We start from the raw sequence: 15,973 nt of genomic DNA on the forward strand, positions 1-15,973 counted from the left end.
GCCGGTTTTGCCGTCTCCAGGGCCCGGCGGTCGGTGTCGGAGCCCGAAATGACGCGGCCGTCCTCCGGCTAGTTCGTCGTTCTCCTCGCCCTTGGTTCGGTTCCATCCGCGCGTTCGGCAGCACCCGCCCCTAGCACGCTGCACCGACATTTCCGGTCCCACACCGTCTCCCGGCAGAGCAGTTGTCCACATCCCCCCGGTTGTCCACAACCCGGCGATCCGGGTCTGGTGACCCCGCCCCGCACCCTGGCACCGTCGATCAAGCACGCACCGTGATCGCCGGGACCGCCTCGGTGACCGCAACGGCGCGGCGAGGGGACGAAACACGATGACGGGCACCGATCAGCTCGCGAGACACCGCCGCGACTTCGGCACCTGGGGCGAGGACCTGGCCGCCCGGCACCTGCAGGACCGCGGCCTGGTCCTGCTGGGCCGCAACTGGCGGTGCCGCGAGGGCGAGCTCGACCTCGTCCTGACCGACCGCACGCGCGTCGTCTTCTGCGAAGTGAAGACCCGCTCGGGCACGGAGTTCGGCCTGCCGTCCGAGACCGTCACCGACGAGAAGGCCGGCCGGGTCCGCCGCGCGGCGCAACGCTGGCTGCGCGAGTTCCGCATCGGCTGGTGCCCGGTCCGCTACGACGTCGTCACGATCCTCGCCGAGGCCGGCGCCCGCCCGCGGCTGCAGCACATCGAGGCGGCCTTCTGATGCCGATCGCCAAGTCCTGGTCGGTCGCCCTGCTGGGCATCGACGGCCGTGTCATCGAGATCGAGGCCGACCTCGGCGGCGGGCTGAGCCGCATCACCCTCGTCGGCCTGCCGGACGCCGGGCTGCGCGAGGCGAAGGACCGCGTCCGCTCGGCCGTGCGCAACTCCGGGCAGCCCTGGCCCGACGGCAAGGTGACCCTCGGCCTGTCCCCGGCGAACCTCCCGAAGGTCGGCTCGGCCTACGACCTCGGCATCGCGGCGGCCGTGCTCGCGGCCACGGGTGCGGTCCCGGCGACCCGGCTGCTCGGGACGGTCCTGCTCGGCGAGCTCGCGCTGGACGGCCGGGTCCGCGCGGTCCGCGGCGTTCTCCCCGGCCTGCTGGCGGCAAGAACGGCCGGGTACGAACGCGCCGTCGTCCCCGCGGAGTCCCTCGTCGAGGCCGCGCTGGTCGACGGCATCGAGGTGGGCGGCGTGACCCACCTGCGCGACCTGGTGGGGTGGCTGAAGGGCGAAACCGGCCTGGTCGCGCCAGCACCACCTGCCCCGGCGACGCCACCGCAGGTCCCGGACCTCGCCGACGTGGTCGGCCAGCCGGAGGCGCGCTGGGCCCTGGAGGTCGCCGCGGCGGGCGGCCACCACCTGCTGCTCACCGGACCGCCGGGCGTGGGCAAGACGATGCTCGCGAAACGGCTGCCCGGCCTGCTGCCGCCGCTGTCACCCGACGAGTCCCTGGAGGTCACGGCGGTCCATTCGGTCGACGGCTCGCTGTCGAAGTCGTCGCCGCTGGTCACGGTGCCGCCGTTCGTGGCCCCGCACCATTCGATCTCGGTACCGGCCCTGATCGGCGGCGGCAGCGGCCTCGCGTCCCCCGGCGCGATCAGCCGCGCCCACCGAGGAGTGCTGTTCCTGGACGAGGTGTGCGAGTTCGGCAGCCAACGCCTGGAGTCGCTGCGGACGGTGCTGGAGGAGGGCGAGGTCCGCATCGCCAGGGTGAAGGGCGCGATCACCTACCCGGCGCGGTTCCAGCTCGTCCTGGCGTCGAACCCGTGCCCGTGTGCCCCGCCGAAGGACGCGGACTGCGTCTGCTCACCGATGGCCCGCCGCCGCTACCTCGGCCGTTTGTCGGGCCCGCTGCTGGATCGCGTGGACCTCCGAGTCCGCCTCCGCCCGTTGAGCGCGATCAGCGCCCACGACACGGGAACGGCGGAGTCCTCGGAAACGGTCCGGGCCCGGGTACTGGAAGCCCGCGCCCGCGCGGCCCACCGCTGGCACGACCACGGCTGGCGCGCGAACTCCGAAGTCCCCGGCCCGGCCCTGCGACGTGAGTTCGCCCTCCCAGCGGAGTCGACGGTCCTCCTGGACCGCGCAATGGACCGAGGAGCCCTGAGCGGCCGAGGAGCGGACCGCTGCCTGCGCATCGCGTGGACCCTCGCCGACCTGGACGGCGAACCCCGCCCTGGAGCCGAACAGGTAGGCGCAGCCTTGGACTTCCGAGAGCGAGTGGCGGCATGAACCCCAACGAGCCCCGGCGCGCTTCCGAAAGTGGGTGGCGGCACGGGCCCCAGCGAACTCCAGCGTGCTGCCACCGATTCGCTGTCTGCCGCCAGGCAGATGGGCTCGGCCCCGGCCCCGGCCGTCCGAGAGCAGGTAGCGGTATGAGCACCAACGCGGACCAACTCTCCATCGAGTCACCCGCCGCCCATCAGGTCGGCTCGCCCCCAAGCGCCCGAGAGCAGGTGGCGGCATGAGCACTCATGAAGGCCCGCCCGCCGGACACCTGCCCGGCGAGCCCGAACCGGTCAGCCCCGCACCCACCCTCGAAGGGGGCCCCGACGAACTACACCGAGCCCGCGCCTACCTGCTGCGAGTTGCCGAGCCACCGGCCCCCGCGCTCGTCGCCTTCGTGGCGCAACACGGGCCGGTGGAGGCCGCCGCCCGCGTGCGGCTGGGCGACTGCCCGCCCGAGGTCGTGAAGGCCACCGAAGCCCGCCGCGCGTACGACTTCGTCACCCAGGACTTCGCGCGGGCCGCGGCGGCCGGGGCGCGGCTGGTCGTGCCCGAGGACGACGAGTGGCCGGCCTGGCCGCTGCTCTCCCTCGACCTCGCCGCCCAGCGCGGGGTCGCGGAGGCCGTGCCGCCGTTGGCGCTGTGGGTCAGCGGTGACGTCCCGCTCGGCACCGTGGCCGACCGCGCCGTGGCGGTCGTGGGGGCCCGGGCCTCGACCAACTACGGCGAGCACTACGCCGCCGAGTTCGCCCACGGGCTCGCCGCCCGCGGCGTGCCTGTCTTCTCCGGGGCGGCCTACGGCATCGACGGCATCGCCCACCGTGGTGCGCTCGCCGCGTCCGGGGTCACCGTCGCAGTGCTGGGCTGCGCCCTCGACGCGGGATATCCCGCGGGCCACGTCCCGCTGCTCGACCGGATCATCCGCAGCGGCGGCGCGGTCGTCAGCGAATACCCGCCCGGCACCCCGCCGGCGCGGCACCGGTTCCTGGTCCGCAACCGGCTCATCGCCGCCCTCACCGAAGGCACCGTGGTGGTCGAGGCCGGGCGGCGCAGCGGCGCCCGCAACACCGCGAGCACCGCCGGTGCCCTGGGCAAGGTGGTGATGGCACTGCCGGGGCCGGTCTCCTCCGGCATGTCGGCCGGCTGCCACGCGCTGATCCGCGAGTCCCGGGCGACGCTGGTCTCGACGGTCGACGAAATCCTCGAGAGCGTGGGCTTCTTCGGCGTCGCGGAGGCGAGTGCCCCAACCCGGGCGAAACGCCCGACCGACCGGCTGGGCCCCGACGCCCTTCGGACGTACGAGGCACTGGCCGTGCGCCGGGACCGGTCGGACGCCGAGATCGCGACCGAGTCCGGCGTGCCGCTGCGGAGGGTGCGGGCGCTGCTGCCGGAACTGGAGATCGACGGATTCGCCGTACGCGGCGAGGCGGGTTGGCGACGGCGGAGGCAAAGCGCGTGAGCACCACGGATTCCTCGCGAAATCGTCGAATATGTTCGGCCGGACCGGTGGGCCCGCGTGGCGATCCTTGACCGGCGGCGGATGTTCGCGCAGCGTGACGTCCATGCCGCCGCCATCCCGATCCCGCCGGCCGGACCTGCGCGGGCTCCGGGCCACGCTGCCCGAGCCGGTCCAGGCCGTCCTCGCCGGCTACGAACGGCACCTCGGGCTGGAGCGCGGCCTGTCCGCGCACACCGTCCGCGCGTACGTCGGTGACGCGGTGTCGCTGCTCGGGTTCGTCGTCGAGGCCGGGGGCGGGCTCGCGGATCTGGACCTCGCCCGGCTGCGGGCGTGGCTCGCCGCGCAGCAGACCGGTGGGGCCAGCCGCACGACGCTGGCACGGCGGGCGGCCTCGGCCCGAACGTTCACCGCCTGGGCGCACCGCGCCGAGCACCTCACCGCCGATCCCGGCGGCAGGCTCGCCGCTCCGCGGGCGCACCGCACCCTGCCGGGTGTGCTGCGGGCCGGGCAGGCGGACGAGGTCATGCGGGCGTCGGCGGCCGGCGCGGCGGAACGCGATCCGATCGCACTGCGTGATCGCGCGATGGTCGAGCTGCTCTACGCCACGGGCATCCGCGTGTCCGAGTTGTGCGGGTTGGACGTCGGCGGCGCCGATTTCTCCCGTCGTGTCGTGACCGTGCTCGGCAAGGGCGGGAAGGAACGGGTGGTCCCGTTCGGCGTGCCCGCCGCCGGGGCGCTGGGCGACTGGATCGAGGAGGGGCGTCCGAAGATCCTCGCCGAAAGCGCCGGTGGGGGCGTCGAGCCCGCGCTCTTCCTCGGCGTCCGGGGAAAACGCGTCGACCCGCGTGCGGTGCGGCGCGTGGTCCACGACGCCGTCACGGCGGTGCCCGGAACGCAGGACATGGGCCCGCACGGCCTCCGTCATTCGGCGGCGACGCATCTGCTCGAAGGGGGTGCCGATCTCAGGAGCGTTCAGGAACTGCTTGGTCACGCTACGCTTGCCACGACGCAGCTCTACACTCATGTAACCGTCGACCGGTTGAAAGCGATCCATGACCGAGCGCATCCCAGGGCCTGAAGCGGCCGGGGGAGCCTCGTTGGGGTCGTCACCAGCAGGCCTGGCGGCGCACGCGCATCCGCACGAGCACGGAGACGACACTGAGCCGCACGCCGAGGACGACTGTGCAATGACCGCAGGACCGCACGTCACCGAAGCCACCGGGGTGAACACCCGCGGTGACGCTGACGCGCCCGCGGAATCTCGGGCCGCTTACGACGTCGACGCCGGGATCGCGGCGCTGTGGCGGCAGTTCGCCGACAGCCCGGACCAGGTGTCGCGCGACCGGCTCGTGCTGCACTACGCCCCGCTGGTCAAGTACGTCGCCGGCCGGGTCGGCACCGGGCTGCCCACCCACGTCGACGTGGGCGACCTCGTGCAGTCCGGCATCTTCGGGCTGGTCGACGCGATCGAGAAGTTCGACCCCGAGCGCGGCCTGCGCTTCGAGACCTACGCGATGCAGCGCATCCGCGGCGCGATCCTCGACGACCTCCGTTCGCAGGACTGGGTCCCGCGCGCGATCCGCGCGAAGGCGAAGGAAGCCGAGCGTGCGATGGAGCGCTTGGGCGCCCGCCTGCACCGCACCCCGACCGACGCCGAACTCGCCGTCGAGCTCGGCATCGGCCTCGACGACCTGCGCGACTTCTACGGCCAGATGCAGCTCACCAGCGTCGTCGCGCTCGAGGACCTGGTGGCCGCGGGCAAGGACAGCGGCTCGCTGGTCGACACGCTGCCCGACGACGACGCGGTCGACCCGGTGGCGGTGCTCGTCGACCAGGACAACCGCCGCCAGCTCGCGCAGGCGATCGGGCAGCTCAACGAGCGCGACAAGATCGTGGTCAGCCTCTACTACTTCGAGAGCCTGACCCTCGCCGAGATCGGGAAGGTCCTCGGCGTCACGGAGTCGCGGGTCAGCCAGCTGCACACCCGCGCGGTCATGCGGCTGCGCGCCAAGCTGGTCGAGCAGACCGGCAGCTGATCACGGGCCAGCGCCCCACGGCTTGAGCCGGTACTCGCCGACCTCACCGGTCAGCGACAGCGGATCGACGTACTCCTCGCCCCGGCGCACACCCCAGTGCAGGCAGGCAGCGACCGCGCAGCTGGGGTGCCCGGCGAGGACGGTGCCGAGCACCTGGCCGCGAAACACCTGGTCACCCGCGGCCACCTCGGGTGAGACGGGCTCGTAGGTGGTCCGCAGGCCGCCATCGTGGTCCACGGAGATCACCGGCCGCCCGGCGACGAGCCCGGCGAACACGACCACACCGGCATCGGCCGCCAGAACCTCCTGCCCGGGCACTGCCGCGAGGTCAACCCCACGGTGGCCGGCACCGTAGGGCGTTTCCGGTGCGTCGAAGTATTTGGTGACCACCGGAACGGGTGAAAGCGGCCAGGAAAGCCGCGGCTGAGGCACGGTCCAGGCCGCGGGTGGCGGCGGAAAAGGCGAGCCGGGTGATTCCGGCTCAGCTCCCCACGCCTCGGGCACGGTCGGCTTGGCCGCCGCGAAGCCGGGGTAGGCCGCGGGAGAGCTGGCGCTGTTCGCTGCAGCGGCGAGTAGCACGGGGTCCGGGAAGGCGAGGCTGGTCGCATCCGCCGCGAGCGCTGCCGTGCTCGCGAGGTCGGGGCTGGCCACCTCGGCCACCTGCGTTGCACCGCTTGCGAAGTCGGGGTTGGTTCCTTGCGCCGTGCGCGCTGAGGTACCCGCGAGGTCAAGGTCAGCCGCTTCCGCCGTGCGCGGTGCCCTGCTCGCAAGGTTGGGGTTGGCGGCTTCCGCTGTGATCGATGTGGCGCCCGCGGGGCCAGGGCCGGTCACTCCGGTCGCGAGCACTGCCGCACCCGCGAAAAGCGCTGTGACCAGGGCGAGCAGCCCCGTGGCGCGACTCCGCACCCCATGTCCGTACCGTCTGATCGACTCCACTCGTCCACCCTGCGGCAGCCTCGGACGCCGTGGGGGCCGATGTCCGAATCTGTGGACAACTCACCCGGATGTGGACAACCCGGCCCGGCCGTGGCCGCCGGTGGGGGAGGGGCTGGTGGCAGGGGGTAGAATCTTTTCCGCGGTCCGCGTGAGCGGGCTGACTTCGCGTGCACGTGCGCGTTCCCCGGCCTTGGCACACCCAACCCGGGCGAGTCGCACGGTGTCCGGCGGTCCCTGAGGTCCTCGCTTCAGGGTCCGGGCACCGGCACGAGCACCAGGGCGAGCGGCCTCCCGGCCGTGAGCGACAAAACCGAGTAGCGCGGCGGGTCCCAGGGGCTCCGGCGCGCACGACACAGAAGAGGTTGATTCCGGCAATGGCCGTCGTCACCATGAAGCAGCTGCTCGACAGCGGCGTGCACTTCGGGCACCAGACCCGTCGGTGGAACCCGAAGATGAAGCGCTACATCTTCACCGAGCGCAACGGCATCTACATCATCGACCTGCAGCAGACGCTGACGTACATCGACCGTGCGTACGAGTTCATCAAGGAAACCGTCGCGCACGGCGGCACGATCATGTTCGTCGGCACCAAGAAGCAGGCCCAGGAAGCCATCGCGGCCGAAGCCTCGCGCGTGGGCATGCCCTACGTGAACCAGCGCTGGCTCGGCGGCATGCTGACCAACTTCCAGACCGTGCACAAGCGTCTCCTCCGCCTGAAGGAGCTCGAGTCGCGCGAGCAGACCGGCGGCTTCGAAGGTCTCACCAAGCGCGAGATCCTGACGCTGACCCGCGAGAAGGACAAGCTCGAGAAGACCCTCGGCGGTATCCGCGACATGGCCAAGGTGCCGAGCATCGTGTGGATCGTCGACACGAAGAAGGAGCACATCGCCGTCGGCGAGGCTCGCAAGCTGAACATCCCGGTCGTCGCGATCCTGGACACCAACTGCGACCCGGACGAGGTCGACTACCCGATCCCGGGCAACGACGACGCCATCCGGTCGGCTGCGCTGCTGACCAAGGTCGTCGCCGAGGCCGCGGCCGCCGGTCTCATGCAGCGCTCCAGCCGCAACGGTGCTTCCGCCGACTCCAAGTCGGAGCCGGGTGTCGCCACCGACGAGCCGCTGGCCGAGTGGGAGAAGGAGCTGCTCGCCGGCTCCGAGACCGCCGCCGCCGACGCGACCGAGGCCGCCGCGGCCGTGGACGCTCCGGTCGAGACGCCGGCCGAGGCCCCCGCCGAGCAGGCGACCGCCTCCTCCTGATGCACCGCCGTCCGTGCGGCCGGGCCGGCTCCCGGCCCGGCCGCACGGACGTAGCTCCCCCCAAGGATTTCACGTACCTGAAAAGGACGGATTTAGCAGAATGGCGAACTACACCGCCGCTGACGTGAAGCGCCTGCGCGAGATGACCGGCGCCGGCTTCATGGACTGCAAGAAGGCGATGGAGGAGAACGACGGCGACTTCGACAAGGCCGTCGAGTTCCTCCGGATCAAGGGCGCCAAGGACGTCGGCAAGCGCGCCGAGCGCGCCACGGCCGAGGGCCTCGTCGCCGGCGACGGCGGCGTCCTGATCGAGCTCGACTCCGAGACCGACTTCGTCGCGAAGAACGCCGAGTTCCAGGCGCTCGCCGCGAAGATCGTCGACGTCGCGAAGGCCCTCAAGACCAGCGACGTGGACGCCCTCAAGGGCGCCGAGCTGGACGGTAAGACGGTCAACGAGGTCGTGCAGGAGCTGTCCGCCCGCATCGGCGAGAAGCTCGAGCTGCGCCGCGTCGTGTCCTTCGAGGGCCAGACCACGAACTACCTGCACCGCCGCGGTTCGGACCTGCCGCCGGCCGTCGGTGTGCTCATCGAGTTCACCGGTGACGACACCGAGGCCGCCCGCGCCGCCGCCATGCAGGTCGCCGCGCTGCGCGCGAAGTACCTGACCCGCGACGAGGTGCCCGCCGAGATCGTCGAGAACGAGCGCTCCATCGCGGAGAAGACCGCTCGTGAAGAGGGCAAGCCGGAGCAGGCCCTCACGAAGATCATCGAGGGCAAGGTCAACGCTTACTACAAGGACAACGTCCTGCTCGAGCAGCCTTCGGTCAAGGACAACAAGAAGACCGTCAAGGCCCTGCTCGACGCGGCCGGCGTGACGATCACCAAGTTCGCCCGCTTCGAGGTCGGCCAGGCCTGAGGCCAGGTCCGGGTATAGGTTTCACCCCCAGTGCCCCGTCTCCGTCCATCGGGGACGGGGCACTGCCGGGTCCAGAAGAAGAATTTTCGAGGGTCGAAGGGCCTAGGAGGCGACATAGATGGGTGACCGGGTCGAAGGTGGCTACCGGCGGGTGCTGCTGAAACTGGGCGGCGAGATGTTCGGCGGTGGTTCGATCGGCGTCGATCCGGATGTCGTCCACTCGGTCGCGCAGCAGATCGCCGACGTCGCCCGCACCGGCGTCCAGGTCGCCGTCGTGATCGGCGGCGGCAACTACTTCCGCGGCGCCGAGCTGTCGCAGCGGGGCATGGACCGCGACCGCGCCGACTACATGGCGATGCTGGGCACCGTGATGAACTGCCTGGCGCTGCAGGACTTCCTGGAGAAGGAGGGCCTGCCCACCCGGGTGCAGACCGCGATCACGATGGGCCAGGTCGCCGAGCCGTACATCCCGCGCCGCGCCGAGCGGCACCTGGAGAAGGGCCGCGTCGTGATCTTCGGCGCCGGGGTCGGCATGCCGTACTTCTCCACCGACACCGCGGCCGCGCAGCGGGCCCTCGAGCTGGGCTGCGAGGCCGTGCTGATGGCCAAGGCCGTCGACGGCGTCTACACCGCGGACCCCAAGGCCGACCCGACCGCCGAGATGTTCCGCGAGATCACCCACCGCGAGGTCCTGGAGCGGGACCTCAAGGTCGCGGACGCGACGGCGTTCAGCCTCTGCATGGACAACAACATGCCGATCATCGTGTTCAACCTGCTCACCGAGGGGAACATCGCCCGCGCGGTGAGTGGTGAAAGAATCGGCACGTTGGTCAGTACCCCCGCCGACGGGGTACCGGCCTAGACCTGCTGGGATCAGCAAGCGCCACACCATCACAACACCGGGAGTAGCCGTGATCGACGAGACCCTCCTCGACGCCGAGGAGAAGATGGAAAAAGCGGTGTCCGTCGCCAAGGACGACCTGACCTCGGTGCGCACTGGCCGGGCCACTTCGTCGATGTTCTCGCGCATCGTGGTCGAGTACTACGGCGCGCCGACCCCGCTGAACCAGCTGGCCAGCGTGAACGTGCCGGAAGCCCGGATGGCGCTGATCAAGCCCTACGACCAGACCCAGCTCAACGCCATCGAGAAGGCCATCCGCGAGTCGGACCTCGGGGTCAACCCGAGCAACGACGGCCAGGTCATCCGGATCGTCATCCCGCAGCTCACCGAGGAGCGGCGCAAGGAGATGGTGAAGGTCGCCAAGGGCAAGGGTGAGGACGCTCGGGTGACCATCCGCAGCATCCGCCGCAAGGCCAAGGAAGAGCTCGACCGCATCGGCAAGGACGGCGAAGCGGGCGAGGACGAGGTCGTGCGCGCGGAGAAGGAACTGCAGAACCTCACCGACACGTACTCGCACAAGGTCGACGAGCTGGTCAAGCACAAGGAAGCCGAGCTGCTCGAGGTCTGATGGCACAGGTGAGCGAGGAACGCGAAGACCGGGTGGACGCCACCGGCGAAGAACCGGTGGCCGCCCCCGGGACGCCGGACGGCGGCACTCCGGCCACACCGGAGCGCCCGGGGAACGGCGCGGTGGCGGAGAGGCCGGGACCGGGTTCGGCGACGCCGGTGACCCCGGGTTCCGCCAACGGAGCGGCGACGCCGGTTGTGCCGGGGCCTTCGGGCACGGGCGAAGCGGACCGGTTGTCGGCTGCGGGCACCGCGGCGGCGGGTACCTCGGAAATCGGCGAAGCAGACCGGTTGGCGGGTGCCGGGAGCGCTGCGGCCGAGCCGGCTGGTGCGGCTTCGCCGGAAGCGGCTCAACCGGCTGCGTTGCCCAACGGCATCGGCGGTTCGGCGGCGGCCCAGGCGGCCGAGCCGGCCGAGAGCGCGCCGGAGGTCAAGAAGGGGTCCAAAGCCGGGCGGAACCTGCCCGCGGCGATCGGTGTCGGGTTGCTGCTCGGGGCCGCGATCATCGTCTCCCTGCTCACTGTGCGCTTTCTCTTCATCGGGATCATCGCGATCGCGATCGCGGTCGGTACCTTCGAGTTCGCCGGGGTGCTGCGCCGGGTTGCCGACACCCGGGTCGCGATGATTCCGGTGCTGGTCGGCGGGCAGGCGATGATCTGGCTGGCCTGGCCGTTCGGCCGGGAAGGCGCGCTGACGGCGTTCGTCCTCACCGTGCTCGCCTGCCTGCTCTGGCGGCTGCCCGGCGGGGCGAAGGGCTACCTGCGTGACATCAGCGCGTCGGTGTTCGCCGCTGCCTACCTGCCGTTGTTCGGCGCTTTCGCGGCGATGCTCGTCCCGCCTTCGGACGGTGTCGGGCGGGTCCTGACCTTCCTGATCGGCGTGGTCGCCTCGGACACCGGTGGGTACATCGCCGGCGTCCTCGGCGGGAAGCACCCGATGGCGCCCACCATCAGCCCGAAGAAGACCTGGGAAGGCTTCGGCGGTTCCCTGGTCGGCGGGGTCGTGGCCGGAACGCTGACGCTCAGCCTGCTGCTCGACGGCCACGTCTGGCAGGGCGTGATCTTCGGCGTCGCGATCGTGCTGACCGCGACGCTGGGCGACCTCGTCGAATCGCTGATCAAGCGCGACCTCGGCGTCAAGGACATGGGCACGCTGCTGCCCGGGCACGGCGGGATCATGGACCGCCTCGACTCGCTGCTGCCCTCGGCCGTGGTGTCCTGGCTGCTGCTTTCGGCGTTCGTGCCGCTGGGCTGACCTGCGGTGGGAGGTTCCGCCTACCAGAGGTAGGCGATGGTTCGTGGACCACCGAAGCGTCCAGGGGTTTGACTCGGGGCATGTCCACCGAAACCCGCGCCCCGGCCAGGCTCGCGCTCGCCGCCGTCTGCCTGGGCTTCCTGATGATCACCCTCGACGCGACGATCGTGAACCTCGCGCTCCCGCCGATCGGCGCCGACTTCGGCGAGCCGTCCACCGCCGCGCTGCAGTGGGTCGTCGACGCCTACACCGTGACGCTCGCCGCGTTCCTGCTCACCTGGGGCGCGGCCGGTGACCGGTGGGGGTCCCGCCGGGTCTTCGAGGCAGGCGTCGCCGTCTTCGTGGTCGCCAGCATCGGCTGCGCGCTCGCGGGTTCGGCCCCCTGGCTGATCACCGCGCGCGCCGTGCAGGGGGCCGGCGCCGCCGCGCTGCTGCCGTCGTCGCTGGCGCTGATCGTCCACCAGTTCCCGGACCCGAAGCAGCGGGCCCGCGCGCTCGGCGTGTGGGGCGGGATGAGCGGGGTCGGCCTCGCCGCCGGTCCGGTGCTCGGCGGGCTCGCGGTCGGCCTGGCCGACTGGCGGCTGGTGTTCGCCGTGAACGTGCCGGTCGGGATCGTCGCGATCGTCCTGACGCGCCGGGCGGTCGCCGAACCGCCGCGCCACGAGTCCGCCCGGCTGGACCTGGCCGGGCAGCTGGCGGGCACGGCCGCGCTGGCCTGCCTCGTCGCGGGGTTCATCGAGTCCGGTCACGCGGGCTGGTCCGCGTGGACGACGCTCGTGCTGATCGCCGGGGGAGTGCTGGCCGGAGCGGTGTTCGTCGTGGTCGAACGGCGGGTGCCGGATCCCGTGCTGCCGCTGGGCGTCCTGAAGATCCGGAACTTCGCGGTGGCGACCGGCATCGGCGGCCTGTTCAACTTCTGCCTCTACGGCACCCTGTTCGCCTTGGCGCTGTACCTGCAACGTCAGTGGGGGCTGGGTGCGCTCGCCGCCGGTCTCGCGCTCGTGCCGGTCACGATGGCGGTGGGGCTCAACGCGTTCTTCAGCGGACGCCTGACCGGGCGCTTCGGCGCGCGCGTCCCGATGATCGCCGGCGCGCTGGCCGGGCTGGCCGGCTCGGCGGGCTTGGCGCTGCTGCCCGCGGGTCGCGCGCTGGTGCCGTTCGTCGTGGTCTCGGTGGTGTTCGGCTGCTGTTCGCTCGCGATGCCCGCGATGACGTCGCTGGCCATGAACTCGTTGCCGGACCAGGCCGGGCTGGCCGCCGGCGTGCTCAACGCGTCGCGCCAGACCGGCGGGGCGATCGGGGTCGCGCTCGTCGGCGCGCTGCTGCCCGCCACCGGGATGTGGCTGGTGGCGGGCGGGTACGCGCTGGTCGTGGTGCTGGCGTTGCTCGGGCGTCAGTCGTCGTAGGGGTCGTCGACCTCGGCGCGGCCCCAGCCTTCGGCGATGCGCGAGTGGTCGATCACGGCGAACACCGCGCCCTCCGGGTCGGCGAGGATCGACATCCGGCCGAACGGGGTGTCGTACGGCTGGATCACGACGGTGCCGCCGTTCATGAGCGCCTCGCCCGCGACGGCGTCCACACCGCGCGCCGGGTCGATGTCGAAGTACACGAGCCAGTGCGGCGGGGTGTCGAGGCTGTACTCCGAGCCCATCACGTAGCGGTACAGCACCGGCTGGTGCTCGATGAGCCATTCGGCGTAGTCGAGCGATTCGCCGTCGCCGATCTGGTGGCTCGAGTAGGTGAAGAGCTTGGTGTAGAAGTGATCCGCCGCGACGCCGTCGTGGGTGTTGAGGTCGGCGCCGCTGAAGGTGTTCGGGATCCCGGTGACGAACTCCCAGTCCGGCGGGACCTCCCAGAACACCACCGGCGCGCCGCACGCGTCGTAGGCGTGCAGGATCGTTCCCCGCTGCGGGATCGGCATCGGGCCGAGCGTCAGCCGTCCGCCGAGGTGTTCCACCCATTCGGCCGCGCTCGCGGTGTGCGGCACGGAGATGTGCGGCATCCAGCCCAGCGGCGCGCCCTCGGCGGCGCGGTACAGGCCGCCGACCGGGAGCTCGTTGAGCGTCGCGATCGCGTAACGTCCGTCGGACGTCGCGGGATCTCGTTGCGTGGCGAAGGTCCAGCCGAAGAGGGCGCCGTAGAATCTCTCGGCGATGGCCTGCTCGCGGCAGGCCAGCTCGATCCAGCACGGAATTCCGGCCGGGACCGGGGACGGGGTACTGGGCGGGCCGAATGCCATGAAGTGCTCCTCCCGAGACCCACCGAATTCTAGGCGTGATCCGTAAGGTTTCCGCCAAGATTTCGACGCCGGAAAATCACTGTCGGCGAAGTAGGCCCCGGAAGGAGCAGCGGTGCGGTGGTCGTCCCGGCGCGCGGAGGTCGTGCCGAGCCCGAACATCTGGTACTACCAGGCCGACTACGAGCTGGAGAACCGGGCGCAGGACAGCGGCGGCGAGATCTGGCGCGTGCTGCGTGAGGAGTGCGACTGGGCCGGGCTGGACGTGCTGGACGTCGGCTGCGGCGACGGGTTCCACTTGCCGCACTTCGCGCGCGAAGCGCGTTCGGTGCTCGGGATCGAGCCGCACGAGCCGCTGGTACGGGACGCGCTGAAGCGGGTACGGGGCCTGGCGAACGTGGATGTGCGGCACGGCCGGGCCCAGCGGCTGCCGGTCCGCAGCGCGAGCGTCAACGTCGTGCACGCGCGCACCGCGTACTTCTTCGGGCCCGGGTGCGAGCCCGGGCTGGCGGAGGCCGAGCGGGTGCTGCGGCCGGGCGGAGTGGTGCTGATCGTCGATCTCGACGTCACCAGCGAGCCGTACGGCGGCTGGATGCGCGCCGACCTACCCCAGTACGACCCGGCCGCGGTCGAAAGGTTCTTCGCCCGGGCCGGGTTCGGCTGCCGCCGCGTCGCCACCGAGTGGCGTTTCGCGACCGCCGCGGACCTCGAAGCCGTGCTGAAGATCGAATTCAGCAAACCGGTCGCCGAACAGGCGATCGCGAAGTCCTTGCAGCGTAACGGGAATCGGGAAACCGACCTGACGCTGCCGGTGGGCTACCGCGTGCACACGCGGGTCAAGCCCACCGGCCTCGTCCTGCCAGGTCACTCGGCTGCTTCTTCGGACGGAGCCGAAGACTCGTCCTCGTCCTCACCGAGGATGCCGTAGAGCGAGCGCCGGGCGTCGTTGAGCACCTCGGCCGCGCGGGCCTGCTGGCTCTCGGTGCCCGCGCGCATGATCTGCACGACGGCGGCGGCGAGGTTCTTGCCCGCCTTGGCGAGCCCGACCTCGGACGCGTCGACGTCCTGCGCGATCTGCTCCCACGGCGGGGTGCTGTCCTGCTGCTCCGCGGCGGTGCGGCCGGCGTCGGTCAGCTCGAAGAGCTTCTTGCCGTGCTCGTCCTTGCTGATGACCAGGCCTTCGTCGGCCAGCAGCTGCAGCGTCGGGTAGACCGAGCCGGGGCTCGGCCGCCAGAAGCCGCCGGAGCGCTCGCCGATCTCGCGGATGATCTCGTAGCCGTGCCGGGGCTGCTCGGCGAGCAGCGCCAGGATCGCGGCGCGGACGTCACCGCGCCGGCTGCGACGGCCACCGTGGCCTCGCCGGCCCGGACCGTGGCCCCGGCCGCGTCCGCCACCAGGGCCGAAGCCCGGGGGGAAGTCGCCGAAACCACCGAAGGGGGTGCGCCCACGTCCCTGGGCGAAGGGGTGTTCTTGGCTGAAGGGGTGTCGTTGCCTACGCATGTCTGTGTTCCTTTCTCGAACTGTTGCGACACGTTCACGATATATCGGAAACAGTCGGATCGCAACCCGCTCGTGGTGACACCGCTCACGGCCTGCGAAGATCGGCGTCGTGCCCGACACCCTCGACGACATCGACGCGCGGCTCCTGCTCGCCCTGGGCGCGGACCCGCGCTCGACGGCGGTCGCCCTGGCCGAGCGCCTGGGCCTGTCCCGCAACACGGTGCAGGCCCGGCTCGTGCGCCTGGAACAGCGCGGGGTGCTCGAGTCGTTCGAGCGCCGCATCAACCCGGCGCGGCTGGGCTACCCGCTGCGCGCGTTCGTCAACGCGCAGGTCGACCAGCGGCGCCTCGCCGAAATCGCCGACGCGCTGGCCGCGATCCCCGAAGTGACCGAGGTCTGCGGGCTGACCGGGGCGAGCGACCTGATGGTGCAGGTCGTCGCCGTCGACGCGGACGACCTCTACCGGATCGCCGGGCGCATCCTCGCCTCGCCGGGGGTGGAGCGGACGAACATCTCGCTCGTCATGCGGGAGCTCGTCCCGTACCGGCTGAAGCCGCTTCTGGAGCGCGTGCATTCTGCCCAGCCGGAGACCTGAGCCGTCCCCATCCGGCGTGCATTCTGCGCAGCTCGGGTGGCATCGGTTGTGCGATGCGCCTGCCAGTGCTGTCCTGGTGGCGTTTCCTGCACGAAAGGTGTCG

Annotated in this window: 16 protein-coding genes; 13 read left to right on the plus strand and 3 right to left on the minus strand. The window is 71.5% G+C overall.

Annotation, left to right across the window (positions count from 1 at the left end; all coding sequences use genetic code 11):
- Positions 1-328 precede the first annotated feature (328 nt).
- The 5 genes from VA596_RS42650 to VA596_RS42670 all read left to right on the plus strand — a co-directional run bounded on the left by VA596_RS42650 (position 329) and on the right by VA596_RS42670 (position 5,706).
- Positions 329-706 (plus strand): YraN family protein, encoded by a 378-nt coding sequence (locus VA596_RS42650; protein ID WP_323335441.1) that lies wholly within the window; start codon positions 329-331, stop codon positions 704-706.
- Positions 706-2,217: a YifB family Mg chelatase-like AAA ATPase gene (locus VA596_RS42655; protein ID WP_323335442.1), complete on the plus strand. Its 1,512-nt coding sequence runs from the start codon at positions 706-708 to the stop codon at positions 2,215-2,217. The genes VA596_RS42650 and VA596_RS42655 overlap by 1 nt, the downstream gene beginning before the upstream one ends.
- A 232-nt stretch (positions 2,218-2,449) precedes the next feature.
- Positions 2,450-3,670, plus strand: a complete 1,221-nt coding sequence (gene dprA / locus VA596_RS42660) for a DNA-processing protein DprA (RefSeq protein WP_323335444.1) — start codon at positions 2,450-2,452, stop codon at positions 3,668-3,670.
- Between the two features lie 103 nt (positions 3,671-3,773).
- Complete coding sequence (locus VA596_RS42665) at positions 3,774-4,748, plus strand: tyrosine recombinase XerC (protein ID WP_323335446.1); 975 nt, start codon at positions 3,774-3,776, stop codon at positions 4,746-4,748.
- Positions 4,749-4,857: 109 nt separating this feature from the next.
- Entirely contained in the window at positions 4,858-5,706 is an 849-nt protein-coding gene (locus tag VA596_RS42670) for a FliA/WhiG family RNA polymerase sigma factor (RefSeq protein ID WP_323335448.1), read from the plus strand.
- Here the strand turns inward: VA596_RS42670 and VA596_RS42675 are convergent, their stop codons facing one another.
- The gene (locus VA596_RS42675; RefSeq protein ID WP_323335450.1) at positions 5,707-6,366 is read right to left on the minus strand and encodes a M23 family metallopeptidase; all 660 of its coding nucleotides are present in this window, start codon (positions 6,364-6,366) and stop codon (positions 5,707-5,709) included.
- A gap of 650 nt (positions 6,367-7,016) precedes the next feature.
- Here VA596_RS42675 and rpsB point away from each other — a divergent pair.
- The 6 genes from rpsB to VA596_RS42705 all read left to right on the plus strand — a co-directional run bounded on the left by rpsB (position 7,017) and on the right by VA596_RS42705 (position 12,945).
- Complete coding sequence (rpsB, locus tag VA596_RS42680; RefSeq protein WP_323335452.1) at positions 7,017-7,901, plus strand: 30S ribosomal protein S2; 885 nt, start codon at positions 7,017-7,019, stop codon at positions 7,899-7,901.
- 100 nt (positions 7,902-8,001) lie between these two features.
- On the plus strand, positions 8,002-8,817 hold the full coding sequence (tsf, locus tag VA596_RS42685) for a translation elongation factor Ts (protein WP_323335454.1): 816 nt from the start codon (positions 8,002-8,004) through the stop codon (positions 8,815-8,817).
- A 118-nt stretch (positions 8,818-8,935) separates the two neighbouring features.
- Complete coding sequence (pyrH, locus tag VA596_RS42690) at positions 8,936-9,679, plus strand: UMP kinase (protein WP_003065595.1); 744 nt, start codon at positions 8,936-8,938, stop codon at positions 9,677-9,679.
- A gap of 49 nt (positions 9,680-9,728) precedes the next feature.
- Positions 9,729-10,286 carry a ribosome recycling factor gene (gene frr, locus VA596_RS42695; RefSeq protein WP_247062391.1) on the plus strand — a complete coding sequence of 186 codons (558 nt, stop codon included), beginning with the start codon at positions 9,729-9,731 and terminating at the stop codon, positions 10,284-10,286.
- Between the two features lie 374 nt (positions 10,287-10,660).
- Positions 10,661-11,539, plus strand: coding sequence for a phosphatidate cytidylyltransferase (locus tag VA596_RS42700; protein ID WP_323335747.1), 879 nt, complete (start codon positions 10,661-10,663; stop codon positions 11,537-11,539).
- Between the two features lie 80 nt (positions 11,540-11,619).
- The gene (locus VA596_RS42705; RefSeq protein WP_323335456.1) at positions 11,620-12,945 is read left to right on the plus strand and encodes an MFS transporter; all 1,326 of its coding nucleotides are present in this window, start codon (positions 11,620-11,622) and stop codon (positions 12,943-12,945) included.
- Here VA596_RS42705 and VA596_RS42710 read toward each other — a convergent pair.
- Positions 12,933-13,778 (minus strand): VOC family protein, encoded by an 846-nt coding sequence (locus VA596_RS42710; RefSeq protein WP_323335458.1) that lies wholly within the window; start codon positions 13,776-13,778, stop codon positions 12,933-12,935. The two genes, VA596_RS42705 and VA596_RS42710, sit on opposite strands and share 13 nt — an antisense overlap.
- A gap of 112 nt (positions 13,779-13,890) precedes the next feature.
- On the opposite strand from VA596_RS42710, the gene VA596_RS42715 reads away from it, so the two are divergent.
- Positions 13,891-14,703 carry a class I SAM-dependent methyltransferase gene (locus VA596_RS42715; RefSeq protein ID WP_323335459.1) on the plus strand — a complete coding sequence of 271 codons (813 nt, stop codon included), beginning with the start codon at positions 13,891-13,893 and terminating at the stop codon, positions 14,701-14,703.
- Here VA596_RS42715 and VA596_RS42720 read toward each other — a convergent pair.
- Positions 14,640-15,275, minus strand: coding sequence for a PadR family transcriptional regulator (locus tag VA596_RS42720; protein WP_323335461.1), 636 nt, complete (start codon positions 15,273-15,275; stop codon positions 14,640-14,642). The genes VA596_RS42715 and VA596_RS42720 overlap by 64 nt on opposite strands.
- A gap of 109 nt (positions 15,276-15,384) precedes the next feature.
- Between VA596_RS42720 and VA596_RS42725 the strand changes: the two genes are divergently transcribed.
- Positions 15,385-15,870, plus strand: coding sequence for an Lrp/AsnC family transcriptional regulator (locus VA596_RS42725; RefSeq protein WP_323335463.1), 486 nt, complete (start codon positions 15,385-15,387; stop codon positions 15,868-15,870).
- The last annotated feature ends 103 nt before the right edge of the window (positions 15,871-15,973 follow it).

It is taken from the genome of Amycolatopsis heterodermiae (genome assembly GCF_034929455.1).
GTDB lineage: Bacteria > Actinomycetota > Actinomycetes > Mycobacteriales > Pseudonocardiaceae > Amycolatopsis > Amycolatopsis heterodermiae.